19 protein-coding genes are annotated in these 17,833 nt (G+C 27.2%); 11 read left to right on the top strand and 8 right to left on the bottom strand.

Going from position 1 to position 17,833, the window contains the following annotated elements; translation table 11 throughout:
• Window position 1: 1 nt before the first annotated feature.
• The 6 genes from pglJ to FBE93_RS02965 are packed head-to-tail and all read right to left on the bottom strand — an operon-like array spanning window position 2 to window position 6,612.
• Entirely contained in the window at window positions 2-1,099 is a 1,098-nt protein-coding gene (gene pglJ, locus FBE93_RS02990; RefSeq protein ID WP_002932675.1) for an N-acetylgalactosamine-N,N'-diacetylbacillosaminyl-diphospho-undecaprenol 4-alpha-N-acetylgalactosaminyltransferase, read from the bottom strand.
• Window positions 1,087-2,016, bottom strand: coding sequence for a GalNAc(5)-diNAcBac-PP-undecaprenol beta-1,3-glucosyltransferase (pglI, locus tag FBE93_RS02985; RefSeq protein WP_002932672.1), 930 nt, complete (start codon window positions 2,014-2,016; stop codon window positions 1,087-1,089). Before pglI ends, pglJ begins: the two co-directional genes overlap by 13 nt.
• Window positions 2,009-3,088, bottom strand: a complete 1,080-nt coding sequence (pglH, locus tag FBE93_RS02980; RefSeq protein ID WP_165434167.1) for a GalNAc-alpha-(1->4)-GalNAc-alpha-(1->3)-diNAcBac-PP-undecaprenol alpha-1,4-N-acetyl-D-galactosaminyltransferase — start codon at window positions 3,086-3,088, stop codon at window positions 2,009-2,011. The genes pglI and pglH overlap by 8 nt, the downstream gene beginning before the upstream one ends.
• Window positions 3,085-4,779: an ABC-type lipopolysaccharide transporter PglK gene (gene pglK / locus FBE93_RS02975; protein ID WP_059110942.1), complete on the bottom strand. Its 1,695-nt coding sequence runs from the start codon at window positions 4,777-4,779 to the stop codon at window positions 3,085-3,087. Before pglK ends, pglH begins: the two co-directional genes overlap by 4 nt.
• Window positions 4,773-5,759, bottom strand: a complete 987-nt coding sequence (galE, locus tag FBE93_RS02970) for a UDP-glucose 4-epimerase GalE (protein ID WP_002891881.1) — start codon at window positions 5,757-5,759, stop codon at window positions 4,773-4,775. Before galE ends, pglK begins: the two co-directional genes overlap by 7 nt.
• A 58-nt stretch (window positions 5,760-5,817) precedes the next feature.
• Window positions 5,818-6,612: a 3'-5' exonuclease gene (locus FBE93_RS02965; RefSeq protein ID WP_002932659.1), complete on the bottom strand. Its 795-nt coding sequence runs from the start codon at window positions 6,610-6,612 to the stop codon at window positions 5,818-5,820.
• A 66-nt stretch (window positions 6,613-6,678) separates the two neighbouring features.
• On the opposite strand from FBE93_RS02965, the gene waaC reads away from it, so the two are divergent.
• Genes waaC through wlaRG form a run of 11 tightly spaced genes read left to right on the top strand, consistent with a single transcriptional unit; the run spans window position 6,679 to window position 15,487 of the window.
• A complete protein-coding gene (gene waaC / locus FBE93_RS02960; RefSeq protein ID WP_002932658.1) occupies window positions 6,679-7,707 on the top strand; it encodes a lipopolysaccharide heptosyltransferase I in 1,029 nt (342 codons plus the stop codon).
• Window positions 7,697-8,575 (top strand): lipid A biosynthesis lauroyl acyltransferase HtrB, encoded by an 879-nt coding sequence (gene htrB / locus FBE93_RS02955; RefSeq protein ID WP_002932656.1) that lies wholly within the window; start codon window positions 7,697-7,699, stop codon window positions 8,573-8,575. The genes waaC and htrB overlap by 11 nt, the downstream gene beginning before the upstream one ends.
• Complete coding sequence (locus tag FBE93_RS02950; RefSeq protein ID WP_002932655.1) at window positions 8,572-9,273, top strand: glycosyltransferase family 2 protein; 702 nt, start codon at window positions 8,572-8,574, stop codon at window positions 9,271-9,273. The genes htrB and FBE93_RS02950 overlap by 4 nt, the downstream gene beginning before the upstream one ends.
• Before the next feature lie 10 nt (window positions 9,274-9,283).
• Window positions 9,284-10,162 carry a glucose-1-phosphate thymidylyltransferase RfbA gene (gene rfbA, locus FBE93_RS02945; RefSeq protein WP_002932653.1) on the top strand — a complete coding sequence of 293 codons (879 nt, stop codon included), beginning with the start codon at window positions 9,284-9,286 and terminating at the stop codon, window positions 10,160-10,162.
• Window positions 10,162-11,193: a dTDP-glucose 4,6-dehydratase gene (gene rfbB / locus FBE93_RS02940; protein ID WP_165434166.1), complete on the top strand. Its 1,032-nt coding sequence runs from the start codon at window positions 10,162-10,164 to the stop codon at window positions 11,191-11,193. Before rfbA ends, rfbB begins: the two co-directional genes overlap by 1 nt.
• A 2-nt stretch (window positions 11,194-11,195) precedes the next feature.
• A complete protein-coding gene (gene wlaRA, locus FBE93_RS02935; protein ID WP_079460535.1) occupies window positions 11,196-11,627 on the top strand; it encodes a class E lipooligosaccharide biosynthesis 3,4-ketoisomerase WlaRA in 432 nt (143 codons plus the stop codon).
• A 7-nt stretch (window positions 11,628-11,634) separates the two neighbouring features.
• A complete protein-coding gene (gene wlaRB / locus FBE93_RS02930; protein ID WP_165434165.1) occupies window positions 11,635-12,039 on the top strand; it encodes a class E lipooligosaccharide biosynthesis 3,4-ketoisomerase WlaRB in 405 nt (134 codons plus the stop codon).
• Entirely contained in the window at window positions 12,029-12,499 is a 471-nt protein-coding gene (locus FBE93_RS02925; RefSeq protein WP_002932643.1) for an acyltransferase, read from the top strand. Before wlaRB ends, FBE93_RS02925 begins: the two co-directional genes overlap by 11 nt.
• The gene (wlaRD, locus tag FBE93_RS02920) at window positions 12,492-13,310 is read left to right on the top strand and encodes a class E lipooligosaccharide biosynthesis sugar-formyltransferase WlaRD (RefSeq protein ID WP_165434164.1); all 819 of its coding nucleotides are present in this window, start codon (window positions 12,492-12,494) and stop codon (window positions 13,308-13,310) included. The genes FBE93_RS02925 and wlaRD overlap by 8 nt, the downstream gene beginning before the upstream one ends.
• An 18-nt stretch (window positions 13,311-13,328) precedes the next feature.
• Entirely contained in the window at window positions 13,329-14,405 is a 1,077-nt protein-coding gene (locus tag FBE93_RS02915) for a glycosyltransferase family A protein (protein WP_002932642.1), read from the top strand.
• Window positions 14,402-15,487 (top strand): class E lipooligosaccharide biosynthesis aminotransferase WlaRG, encoded by a 1,086-nt coding sequence (wlaRG, locus tag FBE93_RS02910; RefSeq protein ID WP_052861416.1) that lies wholly within the window; start codon window positions 14,402-14,404, stop codon window positions 15,485-15,487. Before FBE93_RS02915 ends, wlaRG begins: the two co-directional genes overlap by 4 nt.
• A 33-nt stretch (window positions 15,488-15,520) precedes the next feature.
• On the opposite strand, the gene FBE93_RS02905 is transcribed toward wlaRG, so the two are convergent.
• Both FBE93_RS02905 and FBE93_RS02900 read right to left on the bottom strand, forming a co-directional pair.
• Entirely contained in the window at window positions 15,521-16,774 is a 1,254-nt protein-coding gene (locus tag FBE93_RS02905) for a DUF2972 domain-containing protein (RefSeq protein WP_002932640.1), read from the bottom strand.
• Entirely contained in the window at window positions 16,771-17,784 is a 1,014-nt protein-coding gene (locus tag FBE93_RS02900) for a hypothetical protein (RefSeq protein WP_002932637.1), read from the bottom strand. The genes FBE93_RS02905 and FBE93_RS02900 overlap by 4 nt, the downstream gene beginning before the upstream one ends.
• Between the last annotated feature and the right edge of the window lie 49 nt (window positions 17,785-17,833).

Raw genomic sequence — 17,833 nt, 5'->3', positions numbered from 1 at the left:
TTTATCCTAATAAATATTTTAAAGCATCGCGTGCAATTTTTATTTTATCAAAGGCTTTAGCCCTAGTTTTAGCTTTGTTTTTATACGCTTTTCTTAATTTATCATCTTCAAGCATAGTCTTTAAACCCTGAAACATAGAATTTTCATTATCCACTTCTACTAAAAGTCCAAATTCATCATCACCAAAAAGCTCACGTGCGCCACTTTTATGATCAGTACAAACCACCGCACAAGAACAAGCTAAGCTTTCAATTAAAACATTTGAAAAACCTTCAAACACAGAAGCAAAAGCAAAAAATTCACATTTAGCCATGTATTTATAAGGATTATTATCAAATCCTAAAAGCAAAACCTTTTCTTCTAAATTTAACTCTTTAATCAAAGCTAAAAGCTCATCTTTAAGCACACCTTCACCCAAAATCACAAGCTTTAAATCTGTTTTTAATCTCGCATAAGCACGAATTAATAAGGCATGATTTTTACCTTTATCAAGCCTGCCTACACTTAAAATAAATTTATCTTTTAAAGCTATATCTTCAAGAGCTTTTTGCTCTATGTTTTCTAAATCGATAGCATTGTATAAAATTTCACATTTTTTTGGATTTATATTAAAATTTTCTACTAAATCTTCTAAATTTCCCTTAGAATTAGGTAAAATTAAGTCTGCCTTAGGATAAAGTAAAGAAATCAAAAATTTATTTGCTAAAGAATTAAAATTATTTTTCACATACATTACGCTTGGTGTAGTGCATTCATTGATCACAAGACGGGTTTTATTCCCAAACACTTTTGCCATTAAAGCTATATAATTAGGACGATTTAAAAAAACAAATTCTGTATCAATGCCTAAATTTCTGCAAAGTTTTTTATATTTTAAAGCCAAAAAAGGTAGTTTTAAAAATTTCAAAATAGGATTTTCACTAGGTTTTGAACATTCTAAAAAATGAATTTGACACTCTGGAATTTCATAAGAAATTTTATCATTCATCAAGATCAAATGCACTTCAAATTTCAAACTTAAAATAGGCAATAAAGTCGCCACAACTCTTTCAGCACCACCACTTCCTAAAGAATAAATAAAAATGCCTAATTTTTGCATAAAGCCACCCGAATTTTTGATAATTTTTCAATCATATTATTTGGAATTATACTTAAAATGAGTAATATCAAAGCAGGAGCGTTGATTTTTATACTCAGGCTTTTAAACAAACACTTATAAAGAGCTTTATAATTTTTTGCAAGTTTTGCATAATAAGCTGCCATTTTATAATAACTCGCACAAGTTTTTTTATAATCTTTATCCTTACTCATTCTAAGTTCATTTTCTAAAATTTTAGCAAGCTCTAAATATCCCAAATACACCCTATGAGCATTTTTACTCGCCCCTAAAGTCACGCTATCTTGCCTAAAAATCCTATAAATCCTAAAAGCCTTATGGATATAAAAACTTTTTTCCTTGTATAAATTTACCCAAAGCGTGGCTTCATTGCCATAAAATTCTTCATTAAAACGCTTGTTTTCAAGTAGAGATTTTTTAAAAACAGAAAAAAACTCTCCGCTAAATTTAGCCATTAAAAAATCTTTTTTAGAAATTTCACTATCTTTTTCCAAGCCCTTGCCGCTAAATTCCTTGCTTAAATTTCCTTCTTTTTCTATCAAACAATTTCCAAAAACATGAGCATGACCCTCATTTGCTTTTTGCATCAAGGTACTTAAAGCCCCGGATAAAAGCTCATCATCATCATCTAAAAAAGTTACAAACTCGCCACTTGCTTGATCTAAGCCATTGTTTTTATTGCCATTTGGACCTTGTTTGTAATTTTGATTTAAAAAATACTTAATGCGATCATCATCTTTTTGTAAATTTTGCACCACACTTTTAGTATCATCACTAGAATTATCATCGCTTACAATAATTTCTAAATCTTTAAAATCTTGATTTTGTATGCTTTTAATAGCCTTTTCTAACAAAACTTGACGATTAAAAGTTGGTACTATAACAGAAAGTTTAGGCATTTTTAACCTCGGCTATAAGCTTAAGCCATTCTTCTTTGATATGAGAAATTTCAAAGTCTTTACACCTTTGTTTGGCATTATTTACAAGTTCTTTTCTAAAATTTTCATCATTTAAAACAAGTTCAAGTTTTTTAGCAAGTGCTATTTCATCATCACAACCTACCAAAAGCCCATCATGATTATCTTTGATTAAATCCTTAGCACCATTATAATAAGAACTTGAAATTCTACAAACCTCAAAATACAAACTTTCAATTAAAACCGTTGGCAAACCCTCTACAAAAGAACAAAGGCAAAGCACTTTTGCTTTTTCATAAAGAGCCTTGACATTTTCAACGCGTCCTAAAAAATCAACTTTTATTCCTAAAGATTTTATCTTGTATTCAAGTTCTTGCCTTAACTCTCCATCTCCTGCTATAACAAATTTATAATTTTCTTGCAAATTTTTATCCAAATGTGCTATAGCTTTTAAAAACATTACAGGGTTTTTGTTGTGATCTAAACGCCCTATAAAAAGAACCAAATTTTCTTTTTCAAAACTAGAATCAAAAGGAATTTCATCGCTAAAATGACAAGGGTTTAATAAAAGCTTAACCCTTTTTACAAATCTTTCATAATACACCTTATCACTGCTTCCAAGCACACTTAAAGCATCACAAAAAGGATAGCTTACCCTTCTTAAAAAACGCCAAGTTTTAGGTTTTAAATACGCTTCATTGCTATGCTCACTTATAATGAGTGGAGTTTTAAGTCCTATTTTCGCAATAATACAAGCAATATTAGTTGTATCCAAAAAAGAAATAAAAACATCAGCCTTACTTTCTTTCAAAGCCTTTCTTAAGGCAAAAAATTTCTTAAAACGACTTGCGATTTTATGATAAAGCGTGTCAAATCTAAATTGTTCTAAACTTGTAACTTTAACTTCATTTTCAAGCTTATAAAAAGATTCTCCTGCATGAAATTTAATAATACTTACTTCATGCTCTTTGCAAAGCGCATTAGCTAAGGTTACTAAAACACGCTCAGCGCCTCCTGAATTTAAAGTTGCGATAATAAAGCTTATTTTCATCATTTCTCCTCTTTAAGCTTACCATGTTCTAAATGATAAACCTTATCACATTGCGTTATCGTAGAAAGGCGATGTGCGATAATAATCATGGTTTTATCTTTAGAAATTTTATAAATTTCATCCATGATTTTTGCTTCACTTTGAGTATCAAGCGCAGAAGTTGCTTCATCAAGCACTAAAATTTCAGGCTCTAAATATAAAGCTCTTGCTATAGCTATGCGTTGTTTTTGTCCCCCGCTTAAATTACTCCCTCCATCGCCCACTTTTGTTTGCACTCCTTGAGGTAAATTTTTTATAAAATGCTCTAAATTTGCTTGTTTGATAACCTTGCTAAGTTTGTCTTCATCAACCGCGTCTCCAAAAGTGATATTTTTAGCTATACTGTCATTAAAAAGATAGATATTTTGTGGGATATAGCCTATTTTTTGGCGATAATTTTTTGCATTACTTGCATTTAATTCTTGCTTATCAAGTAAAATTTGCCCTTCTTTTGGTTTTAAAAGTCCTATGATAAGATCTACTAAGGTGCTTTTTCCACAACCACTCTCCCCTATAAAAGCGATTTTTTCACCTTTTTTAATGTTTAAATTAAGATTTTTAAATAAATATTTTTTTCCCTCATAACCAAAGCTAAGATTGCAAATTTTAAGCTCTTGATTAAAACTTAATTTTCCCTCGCCCAAATTTTCTTCTTCTTGTCTTAAATTTTGATAAATAATATTCAAAGAAGAATGATAATAAAGCAAATCATGATAACTTGTGATAATACGATTTGCGCTTGGCATTAAGCGATAAAGCGCTAAAACAAAAATAGAAATCGTGGATAAAATACCTGAAATATCACTTTCATTTTTCAAAACCAAAAATACCACGATAAAAACAAGCACACAAAAACCTATTCCTTCAAGATAAATTCTAGGCACCGCAGCTACGCTTTCATTGGTAATATTTGCTTTAGAAAAAGCTTCACTTTGTGCTTTAAAAAGACTTAATACTCCATCTTCTTTAGTTTTAAGCTTGATAAATTTAAAATTATTTAAATTTGTATTTAAAATTTCGAAGAAATTTTTCATCGCTTCTTCGCGTCTTAGTCCTGCTTTTTTAATGATAGGGCTTAAAATTTTCACTAAAATAAAGGCATTTAACACCATAAAAATACTTAAAAATAAAGTGATTTTATAATTAATCAAAAGCATTAAAGCATAAAGCAAAAGCACTACAAAAATTTCACTCATCAAAAGTAAAAATGATGAAATCATAGTGCTTAGATTATAAACTTCCCCTGTAATGGACTTTAAAATTTCAGATTGATTTTTTTGAGTAAATTTTTCATAATTAATATTTAAAAATTTAGAAAAAACCTTATAAGCGATCGCATGATAACGTCCTTTAGAAAATCTTGCCAAAAGATGAAAATAATACGCATTTAACAAAGCTCTAAATACATAAAAAACAATAAGCCCCACTCCAAAATAAACAATGATTTCAAAAACAGGGATATTAAGATATTCTTTTAGGCTGATTAAATATTTATTACGATCAAAATAAGAAAAATCACTAGCCAAAGTGATAAAAGGCATTACCAAAGAAATCGCAAAAGTTTCTATAAAAGAAACAAATACTGAAAAAACAAGCAAGAAAAATAAAAAATTTTTATCTTCCTTGCTTAAAATAAAAAAAAGTTTTTTTAGCACTGTTTTTCCCAATCAAAAGCAGATTTACAAATAAGCTCTAAATCATCATATTTAGGCTGCCAAGAAGTAAGATTTCTGATTTTACTTGCATCAGAAATCAATACACTAGGATCACCCGCACGGCGTGGGGCAAGTTCTACTTTAAAATCCACTCCGCTAACTTTTTTCATCGCTTCAATCACTTCTTTTACGCTAAAACCATGTCCATAACCTACATTAAAAACATTGCTTTCATTCTCTTTTAAATAATCCAAAGCCGCTAAATGCGCACTTGAAATATCATCTACATGGATAAAATCTCTTATACAAGTACCATCTTTTGTATCATAATCATCGCCAAATATGAAAAGTTTATCACGTTTTCCTGCAGCACATTCAGCTGCAACTTTTATAAGCAAAGTCGCTTTTGGATAGCGTTGTCCTAAAGTATAATCCATACAAGCGCCTGCAACATTAAAATATCTTAAAATGCAATGCTTAAATTCAGGATTTGCCATACTTGCATCACGCAAAACCTCTTCGCTCATAAGCTTACTACGCCCATAAGGATTAATAGGTGCTAAAGGGCTTGTTTCGCTCACAACGGGAGTTTGTGGTTCGCCATAAGTGGCTGCCGTTGAAGAAAATATAAATTTATTCACTCCAGTTTGCAAACAAGTTTCGATGAGATTTGTCGTATTAACAGTGTTGTTCATATAATATTTTAAAGGGTTTTGCATACTTTCAAAAACTTCAATGCTTGCTGCAAAATGCACAATAGCGTCAAATTTTTCTCTCTCAAACAATGCTTTTACGCCTTGAAAATCACTTAAATCTTGTTCAAAAAATTTAAAAGATCTTATTTTTTGCAAATCTTCTATTGCGATTTTAGAACCCTTAGAAAGATTATCTAAAACACAAATTTCATGATCTGTTTTTAAAAATTGTCTTAAAGTATGAGAACCTATATAACCTGCACCACCGCTAATAAGAATTTTCATCATCATTCCTTTTTTCTAAAAATGTCAAAAATAAATTTTAATATATTTTCTTAAATACTTAAGATTGAACTTTTGAAATTTCACTCTCACAAGCTTTTGCAAAAACTTCTGTATAAGAACGATCTGATTTTTTTTCACGCAAAAAATCTCTCATATAAGAAAGAAAATCAATGTAATCTTCTTCACTAACATTACCTTTAATAAGTTCATATTTTAAAAAAAGCATATAGGTATTTAAAACATCACTTTCGCAATATTCGTGGATTTTTTCAATTTCATTTTCATAAAAAAGTTTCATCACCTCATCGCCATGCACATCATATTTTCCTGGCAAACCCATCATAGAACAAAGTGTATCAAGCTTTATTCCACGCCCATTAGATCCTAAGGATTCTAATAAATCGCAATGTTTTAATTCTGAAAATCTTGTTTTATAATTATTCCATTTATCGCTTTGAGTATCTAAATAAGTTGCTGCTTTTAAATTGTATTTTAAAGCCCTTAAAACAAGAACAGGCATATCGAAATTTTTACCATTAAAGCTGACTAATTTTGGCTCATAATTTTCTATAAAATTGAAAAAATTCTCAATCATTTCTTTTTCATTTTGCCCATCAATTTTATTTACTTTGATAAATTTTCCAAAATTATCACTTAAAACCGCACAAATACTGATGATTTTATGATAAGGCAAAGGCAAAAACTCACTCCCGCTTTGTTCTTTTTGCCACTGAAGTGCTTTTAAACTTACCTCCAAATCACTTCCTTCAAAACCTAAAGTTTTGCGGATAAGCTCAACATCTGGCACACTCTCACAATCAAAAACACAAATATAACCTTCATTTTTTGCCATTTTTTAACCTTTTTTTAAATAATTTCGCTAAAATCATAGCAAAAATTTTAAAATATTAGGCTTTTAATGAAAATAGCAATTGTTCGTTTGTCAGCACTTGGTGATATTATCCAAAGTGCCGTGGTTTTGCAATTTATCAAAAATTTTAAAAAAGATATAGAAATTCATTGGTTTGTAGATGAAAAATTTGAAGGTATACTTAAAAACCATCCTTTAATAGACAAACTCTATGCCCTGCCCTTAAAAGACAAAAAAATTTTAAAAAGCCTAAAAATTCTTCTTAAAGCAAGAAAAAACAACTATAATGCAGTAATAGATCTACAAGGGCTTATAAAATCTGCTATTGTAAGTCGAATTTTAAGTAGAAATAATTTTGGTTTTGATAAAAATAGTCTTAAAGAAAGTTTTGCTCATAATTTCTACAACCAAAAACTTGAGTTAGATTACAATGAAAATGTATTTGTAAGATACTTAAGTCTTACCTCCTTTATGTTAAATACTGATTTTAATGTCAAAAATTTAGCCTTTAAACAAGATATTTTTAGCGTAGATGAAAATTTAAAACAACTCTTAAACAATAAACTCAAGCTCGACAAAAACGAAAAAAACATACTCATACACGTGGGTTCAAGTGTAGAAAATAAAATCTATCCTAAAACCAAACTTGCTATACTTTGCAAACTTTTAATCAATGAATTTCAACAAGCAAAAATTTGGCTCGCTTGGGGAAATGTAAAAGAATACGAATTTGCCAAAGAGGTTTTAAATCTTAGTGGTATTGATGAAACACATATAGAATTAGCACCAAAATTCAGCCTTGAAGAGCTAATGGCTTTTACAAAAATGATGAATCTTATCATAGGAAATGATAGCGGCCCAACACATTTAGCTTTTGCTTTAAATAAGGCATCTATTACGATTTTTGGTGCAACACCAAGCTACCGCAATGCTTTTCAAACTCATATCAATAAAATCATTGATGCAGGTAAAAAAATCCAAAATACCAAGCATATCGATAAAAGTGATTTTTGTATCACGCGTATAGAAGAAGAAGATATCTTCAAACTTGCCAAAGGCTTACTTAATGAAAAATAGTGATAGAATATATCTTAGTCTTTATTATATTTTGAAATTTTTTGTTACTTTTATGCCTGAGTGTATCTTGCATTTTTTAGCTTTGATTGTAGCAAGAATCACTTTTTATCTTAACAAAAAACATCGCAAGATCATCGATATAAATTTGCAAATCTGCTTCCCTCAATACACTCAAAAAGAACGCGATAAACTATCTTTGAAAATTTATGAAAATTTTGCTCAATTTGGAATTGATTGTTTGCAAAATCAAAACACCACCAAAGAAAAAATTCTCAATAAAGTGAATTTTATCAATGAAAATTTTCTTATAGACGCTCTAGCTTTAAAGCGTCCTATTATCTTCACAACTGCACACTATGGAAACTGGGAAATTTTAAGCCTTGCTTATGCGGCTAAATATGGTGCGATTTCCATAGTGGGAAAAAAGTTAAAAAGTGAAATTATGTATGAAATTTTAAGCCAAAGTCGTACTCAATTTGACATAGAGCTTATTGACAAAAAAGGCGGTATAAGACAAATGCTAAGTGCCCTAAAAAAAGGGCGAGCTTTGGGAATTTTAACTGATCAAGACTGCGCAGAAAACGAAAGCGTAAGATTAAAATTTTTTAACAAAGAAGTGAATTATCAAATGGGAGCAAGCCTTATCGCACAAAGAAGCAATGCTTTGATCATCCCTGTTTATGGCTATAAAGAAGGTGGTAAATTTTGCATAGAGTTTTTTAAAGCAAAAGATTCTCAAAATGCAAGTTTAGAAGAACTGACACTTTATCAAGCACAAAGTTGCGAAGAAATGATTAAAAAAAGACCTTGGGAATACTTTTTTTTCCATAGACGCTTTGCAAGTTATAATCAAGGAATATACTCATGAATATTTCAATAGTAATACTAACTTTTAATAGCCAAAAACATCTTCAAGAAGTATTGCAAAGTGTTAATTTTGCCAATGAAATTATTTTAATAGATAGCGGAAGCACAGATGATAGTTTAATAATAGCAAAAACTTTTAAAAACGTGAAAATTTTCCATCAAGATTGGCTTGGTTTTGGAAAGCAAAAACAATTTGGAGTTGAAAAAGCAAATAATGACTGGATATTTGTTTTAGATAGTGATGAAGTTTTTACCGAAGAATTAAAAGAGGAAGTATTGCAAATAATTAAAAATCCATCATTTAAAGCATACAAAGTAGCAAGATTAAATTTTTTCTTTGGAGAAGCAATAACAAAAATGGGGCTATATCCTGATTATAACATAAGACTATTTCATAAAAAATATGCCAAATTTAATGAAAGAGAAGTTCACGAAAGCATAATCTGTCAAGAAAAAATAGGGAAATTAAAACATCATTTTTTACATTATGCTTATGAAAATATCGAGCAATTTATAGATAAACAAAACAAATACTCAAGTCTAAATCCTAAAAAAAATAACCTTCTTAAAGCTTTAATAAATCCTTATTGGACTTTTTTTAAACTTTATTTTGTAAAATTAGGTTTTTTAGAAGGCAAAAGAGGTTTTATCATAGCAAAGCTTTATGCACAATATACTTTTTGGAAATATATTAAATAGGAGTGCAACAATGAAAGGCATTATTTTAGCTGGAGGTAGTGGAACTAGGCTTTATCCTAGCACATTAACTTTATGCAAGCAACTTTTACCTATATACGATAAACCAATGATTTATTATCCTATATCTGTTTTAATGCTTGCAAAAATTAAAGAAGTTTTGATTATTTCTACTCCAAAAGATATTGATAGATTTAAAGAGCTATTCAAAGATGGTTCTTTTCTTGGAATGCAAATTCAGTATAAAATTCAAGAGCGTCCAGAAGGTTTAGCACAAGGACTTATTTTGGCGCAAGATTTTATTCAAAATGATGATATTGCATTAATTTTAGGAGATAATATTTTTTACGGACAAGGCTTTAGTGATATTTTGGAAAATGCAAAAGATGACTTAAAAAAAGGGTTTGCTAGTATTTTTTCTTATCATGTAAAAGATCCAGAAAGATTTGGAGTGGTAGAAATGGATCAAAATGGAAATGTTTTAAGCCTGGAAGAAAAACCCAAAAATCCAAAAAGCAACCATGTGGCAACTGGTTTATATTTTTATAATAATGACGCTATAGATATTGCAAAAAATATAAAACCAAGTGCAAGAGGAGAACTTGAAATAACAGATGTAAATATAGAATATTTAAGGTTAAATAAGCTAAAATCACAACATTTAGGAAGAGGTTTTGCTTGGATTGACACAGGAACTCACGATAGTCTTATAGAAGCTAGTTCGTTTGTGCAAACCATAGAATTAAGGCAGGGTTATAAGATTGCCTGCTTAGAAGAAATAGCCTACAATAACAACTGGATAGATAATGAAATCCTAGAAAAAAGAGCATTGTTACTTTCAAAAAGTAATTATGGTCAATATTTATATAAAATACTTAGTCAAGGAAAATAATGTATATTTTAGTTACTGGCGGAGCTGGTTTTATAGGTAGTAATTTTTTATTATATTTTTTTGAGAAAAATCCAGATGCTAAAATTATAAATTTAGATTTTTTAACATATGCTAGCAATATATCAAATTTAAATAAATTAAAAAATAATCCTAATTATGTATTTATTCAAGGAGATATAAGTGATGTTTTTTTGGTTAATGAAATTTTCAGTAAATATAAAATAAATGCGGTTATAAATTTTGCAGCAGAATCACATGTAGATAATTCTATAAAAAATCCAGATATTTTTATAAAAACAAATATATACGGAACTTGGAATTTATTAAACTCAGCTTATAAAACTTGGTTTCTCGAACCTTTTCTTAAAAAAGACGAATTTAAACAAAGTTTCTTTTATCAAATAAGTACAGATGAAGTTTATGGATCTTTGGGAGAAAATGGAAAATTTACAGAAGATAACGCTTATGCTCCAAATTCCCCTTATTCAGCTTCAAAAGCAAGTGCTGATATGCTTGTTAGAAGTTATCATCATACTTATGGATTAAATGCTGTTATTTCTAATTGTTCTAACAATTACGGACCTTTTCAGCATGATGAAAAACTTATACCCACTATAATAAGAAATGCTTTAAATGAGATTCCAATTCCTATATATGGAGATGGTAAGAATATAAGAGATTGGCTATATGTAAAAGATCATTGCGTGGCTATAGAAAGTATTTATAAATATGCTTTTAAAAAGATAAAAGAAAATAATAGCTTTTTTGATGTATTTAATATAGGAACAAATGAAGAATGGCAAAATATAGACATAGCTAATAAAATTTGTTCTTATTTAGATAATGTATTGCCAAAAAATACTTCTTATAAAGAGCAAATTACTTTTGTAAAGGATAGAGCAGGTCATGATAGAAGATATGCTATAGATTCTACAAAATTACAAAAAACTATAGGCTGGAAAGCGCAAGAAAATTTCAATAGTGGTTTAGAAAAAACTATAAAGTGGTATATTGAAAAGTATAAGGGGTGATATTGAATTATCAAATTTTAAATTTTAAACTTATAAATAGTAAAAATTCAACATTAAGTGTTCATCAAAAAGATGTAAATTGCCCATTTGAAATTAAAAGAATTTTTTATATATATGATTTTTTAGATGATTCAATAAGAGGCGAACATGCTAATTTAAACTCAGAATTTATTTTTATAGCTTTAAATGGAAACTGTGAAATTTCAATAGATGATGGACAAACAAAACAAAAAATAATATTAAATGATAAAACTAAAGGTTTATATATAGATAAGATGATATGGAAACAAATGTATAATTTTTCTAAAGATTGTATTTTATTGGTATTAACAAATACTTACTATGATGAAAAAGAATATATTTATGATTATAAGTATTTTTGCGAATTGAAAAATAATATGGGGGGGGGGTATGCTATAAAAATCATGCCTTAAAAGTGGCATGAAAAGTTATAAAATTTTAAAGTTAGATGCCATAAAAGATGATAGAGGTAAATTAGTAGCTTTAGAAAGCAATAAAGAAATTCCATTTGAGATAAAAAGGGTGTATTATATATTTGATACAGATCCAAATTTTCCAAGAGGAGCACATGCACATAAAAATTTAGAGCAAGTGCTTATAATGATGAGTGGTTCTTGTGATATAATACTAAATGATGGAAAAAATTGTGAAAAAATTTGTTTAAATCGTCCTGATATGGGTCTTTATATAGGTAAAAATATATGGAGAGAAATGAAAAATTTTTCTTATGGAGCAAAATTGCTAGTTTTGGCAAGTGATTTTTATGATAAAAAAGAATATATAAGAAATTATGATGAGTTTTTAAGGAATATTAATGATACATAAAATGTCAGATGTACAAAGTAGTAATATAGGTAAAAATACAAATATATGGCAATTTTGCGTAGTTTTACCTAATGCTAAAATAGGAGATAATTGCAATATATGTTCTCATTGCTTTATAGAAAATGATGTTGTGATTGGAGATAATGTTACGATTAAGTGCGGGGTTCAAATATGGGATGGTATAACAATAGAAGATAATGTTTTTATAGGGCCAAATGTAACATTTTGTAATGATAAATATCCAAAATCAAAACAATATCCAAAAGAATTTTTAAAAACTATAATTAAAAAAGGCGCGAGTATTGGTGCAAATGCTACTATTTTACCAGGTGTGGTTATAGGAGAAAATGCAGTTGTAGGGGGGGGGCTATCGTTACAAAAGATATTGCAGCCAATACAACTTATTATTGCAAAATTATCTAACTCTTTATGCAAAACAAAGTTATATTATCATGATTAAAATATGTATAGCTGGAAAAAACAATATTGCCGTTAATTCATTACAGTTTATTTTGAAAAATTACTTTGAAGCAGATCAAATTGTTGTTATACCCAATAAAAATGACAAGGGCATAAACTCTTGGCAAAAATCACTATTAAAATTTGCCTTAGATAATAATATAAAAATTGTAACTTTAGATGAAATATATAATATTGAACAAATAATATTTTTTTCTTTAGAATTTGATCAAATTATTAAAATAGAAAATTTTAAATCAGACAGGTTGTTCAATATACACTTTTCCGCTTTACCTAAGTATAAAGGAGTTTTTACCTCAATTACACCAATTTTAAATAATGAATTGGAATCTGGAGTTACTTTGCATCGTATAGATAACGGCATAGATACTGGAAATATTATTGATCAACACTGTTTTCCAATCGATATTAATGATACAGCCAGAGATCTCTATTTTAATTATTTAAAATATGGAGAATCTATCTTTAAGAAAAATATACAAACAATTATAAATAATTCATATAAAGATCTTAAACAAACCAACATCAATTCAAGTTATTTTTCACGAAAAGATATAAATCTTGTCCATAAAATTAATTTTAAAAAAACAAGCTTTGAAATACATAATCAAATTCGAGCATTTATTTTTCAAGAATATCAACTTCCCATTATCAATAATAGTAAAATTATTAAATCTATTTTAGCAAACGAATTTATAGGATATAATGTCTTTGAAGAATTTGAAAACTATTTTATAATTTCAGGTATTGATGGATTTAAAATTATCGCTCAAAAATTAAATAAGTTATAATATTACAAGGATAAAGTAATGGCAAAAATTTCTATTCTAACCCCATGTTTTAATCATGAAAAATATGTGAGTTATTTTTTACAAAGTGTTTTAGAGCAAAGTTTTAGTGATTTTGAGCTCATTATAGTGGATGATTGTTCAAGTGATAATAGCACAAAAGAAATTCAAAAATTTAAAGATCCAAGAATAAAACTTATAAAACATGAATTTAACAAAGGTATAAATGCGACATTAAATACAGCTTTTGAAAACTCAAATGGAGAATACATAGTATTTTGTGCAAGTGATGACATATTAGAAAAAAATGCTTTAGAAATTATCTATAAAACATTTAAAGATAATGATATTATAGCTGTATATCCAAATTTGATTTGTATAGATGAAAATAATGAAATTTTAGGGAACTTATATCCATTAAAACAAAGAAATAAGGTAGAATTATTATATTATTTATTTATGCGATACAACTGCTTAACATCAGTTGGATTATCTTTAAAAAGAGATGTTTTTGAAAAATTATATCCTTTGCCAAATTCAATGTGCAACTATCAAGATATGAAGATGCATATTGATATATTAAATATTGGCGAAATTAAAATACTTGAAACACAACTTATAAGATACAGAAGAACTAGGGATAAAACAAATATAAGTGCTCACAATAGTATTACAACAACTCGAGAAAACCTAGAAACAGAAATGCTCTTAGATACTTACTTAAAATTTGATAATATATTTTTATTAGAGCAAATTTTTCATAAAGAAATAAATAAAACAAATATAAAACCTTATCAAGAGACATTGCCTTTTTTTTTAGGAATAATGGCTTTAGAATCTGAAAACATATATAAAAAATATTGGGGTTATCATAAAATAATGGAATTTTATAAAAATGATGCTAATGCTAAAATTTTATATGAAAAATATAATTTTACATTTAAAGACTATCTACAATTAGCAAAAAAATGCGATACAGGGGATATTTTTATAAAAAAATATAGAAAATATAAAAAAATGTTTAATTATACAGCTTTATTATTAGGTATAATTGCATTTATTTTAATTTTTAATTTTATAATAATGGAAATCAAATGATAAAATTTTTAGACTTAAAACAAATAAATGATAGATTTAATACTGAATTTATAACAAAATTTAAAGAAATTCTAGAAAGTGGTTGGTATATACTTGGAAAGCAATGTGAAAAATTTGAAAATAATTTTGCAAAATATTGTGGGGTTAAACATTGCATAGGCGTTGCAAATGGGCTTGATGCTTTAAGATTGATCATAAAAGCTTATGACTTTAAAGAAAATGACGAAATCATAGTTCCCGCAAATACATACATAGCATCAATTTTAGCTATAACTGATAATAAATGCAAACCTATACTGATAGAGCCTGATATCAATACTTACAACATAAATCCTGATTTAATAGAAGAAAAGATCACAAAAAAAACTAAAGCTATCATGGTTGTTCATCTTTATGGTCAAGTTTGTGATATGGAAAAAATTCAGTTGTTAGCTAATAAATATAATTTAAAAATTATAGAAGATTGTGCTCAAGCACATGGCGCTATTTATAAAGATAAACGAGTTGGAAATTTGGGAGATGCTGCCGGTTTTTCTTTTTACCCTGGTAAAAATTTAGGTGCTTTAGGGGATGCTGGGTGTATTTGCACCAATAATGATAATTTTGCATCTAAAATTAGAGCTTTAGCAAACTATGGCTCTCATAAAAAATATGAAAATTTATATACAGGATTAAATTCTAGATTAGATGAGATACAAGCTGCTTTTTTGGATATAAAATTAAAATATTTAGATGAAGACAATAATAAAAGAAAAAATATAGCAAATTTTTATCTACAAAATATAAAAAATGAAAATATTATATTACCTAGTAATAAATTTGATCATGTTTGGCATCTATTTGTAGTCAAAACAAAACTTAGAGATAAATTACAACACTATCTAAATAATCATGATATTCAAACTATTATACACTATCCTATCCCTCCTCATAAGCAAAAATGCTATAAAGATTTAAATCATTTACAGCTACCCATAACAGAAAACATCCATCAAGAAGTTTTGTCATTACCTATATCGCCAACCATGAAAGAAAATGATTTTAAAAAAGTGGCTGATATATTAAACAAATGGAAAGTCTGATAGATCGCCCTCTCCATTTTATTCGCTTATTCTTTAAAAAATTTCAAGAAATTTTTTATAGTATTCCCAACTATTAATAATATCTGGTCTATGCTCTTTTATATGTTGTAATTCATAATCCAAAATATTTTTAATTTTTTTTCCTAAATCTTGATGCTCCTTTAAATAATTTAAAACATCTTCTTCTTTTACCATATTTTCAAGTCTTTCATTCGCTTTTTTCTCTAAAATAATCATAAATTTTTCAAAATATTCTCTAAGATCATTGATTAAAGCTTTATCATCTTTAATAATGGTCCAATTTTTACTTTCTATATTAATCGAAATTTTATCAAATAACTTGCTTTTTGTATTTACAAGTTCTTTTTTTATATCAATTAAATCATCTTTTATCTCATTATAATGCTTATCATTGTCTAAAAATACTTTATTTTCATCAGATACTATTATCAAAATATCATTATTGACAATAAGTCTATAAGGTAGTAAATAATACAATTCATTCCAAAATTTCTGCTTAAATTTATATTCATCATTATCATTTGGTTCTTTAAAATTAAGCTCTTTAGCAAGAGTTTTTATAGTGGCAAATGCATTATCTTTTGAAATTGATTTCGTGTCTACATATAATATATTTTTGTTTTTAATCAAGTTTATATTTGAAAAATAGCTAAAACTTAGCTCTTCGTTTACGATAAAATAGATAGATGATAAATCAGGTTTTTTAAGATTAGCATTATGTCCATTTTTATCTGTATATCTTATTCTATCTAAATTTTCAAATATATCTTCATTTATATAAAAATTTTTTAATTCATTTTTACCAAGTTCTTCAATCTTATAAGAACCATGATTAACCATTGTTTTTAATCTAGATATAGGATCTCTTGTTAAAATTACAACAGGCTTATTTTTATTTAAAATTTTACTTATATGCTTATATTTTGGCTGCATACTTTGATACCAAGCTATTTCTACATAATAATTTTTTTTATTAAAATTCTTATATTCTTTATAATAACTATAATTATTCTGATATAAGACAAAGTCATCTAATTCACAATATTTTAAAAAACTTTTAAAAGCCCAATGCCCACTTACACCATAACTAAATAATATAAATTTATAATCATCTTTTAAAGGTTTGCAAAATTTTAATAAATAAGGAGTAAAAATATTGATATTAAATTTTTTCTCATATTTAGTGTATATTTTATTTTTTTTATATTTTATAAATTCAGCTATTCCTTGTTGTTTGATTATTTGTATGGATTTCGATTTTTTCATTGATTTTCCTTTATGTATTTTTTTAAATATAGCAATTTTTCTTTAGTTACCATATCAGGTGATATGATATCTTTATATTCTTTGATACTAAAATCATCTATGGGAATTAATTCTATCTTATTTTTATCTAAGCTTCTCTTAAAATATGGAAAATGATAATTTAAAAATTCTGTTTGATAAATTTTTAACTTTTTTACATCTAAATACTCTATACAATACCTATCTTCATGCATACTTTCCTGCCATTTAAGATGATTATTTTTTATCAACCAATGATCATTACTCTTATTGTTTATTATAGCATTAAGATTTTTATACTTAACTATAAAAGCATCTTCATCATTTATAAGAAAATCCATTTTAGAATAAACCACTATATCATAATCTTTTTTAGGTATATAAAAACTTTTGTATAATCTTTTAGCATCATAAATATGATCAACATCTATTTTTATAAGCCATTCTCCTTGTGGAATAAAGCTTGCAACATAATTATAATAACTATAAAGTTTATTTTTTTCACTTTGCGGATTTTCAATTTGTACTTCATAAGGGTATTTTACTGGTATAAAAGAAGGATACTGTTTGCAAAATTCTAAGATTATCTCTTCGCTTCCATCATTGCAATCATTATATCCTATAATCCCTCTTTGTATAGCCGGAAGTATACTTTTTAACGAAGCTTTCAAAGTTAATGCTTCATTTTTTACTCTTATATAAGCCCATGGATTTAAAGGTGATTTTGGATTTTTAGATTTTTCGTCAAAATCAAAAAATCCTTTGTGTTTAGATTTTATAATGTGATTTATTTTATAAAAATGTTCATTATCATATTTTTCTATATTATCTACTATATCTTTTGGAATATACGAATTTAAATTATCAAGTTTTATTTGCATAAATTGATTGAGTAATTTTTCTCTAATTATTGCCCTTATATTTTTATTTGGTATAAACAAGCATGCAATCTTCGCTAAATATTTTTTTAAATAATACGGATAATATATCATTGTCATAACCTTTTTTATTTATATTATAGTATAATTTTATCTTATAAAT

Origin of the sequence: Campylobacter sp. CFSAN093229, assembly GCF_011068225.1 — a bacterium.
GTDB classification, from domain to species: domain Bacteria; phylum Campylobacterota; class Campylobacteria; order Campylobacterales; family Campylobacteraceae; genus Campylobacter_D; species Campylobacter_D jejuni.
This window is presented reverse-complemented; position numbering and strand designations above follow the sequence as displayed.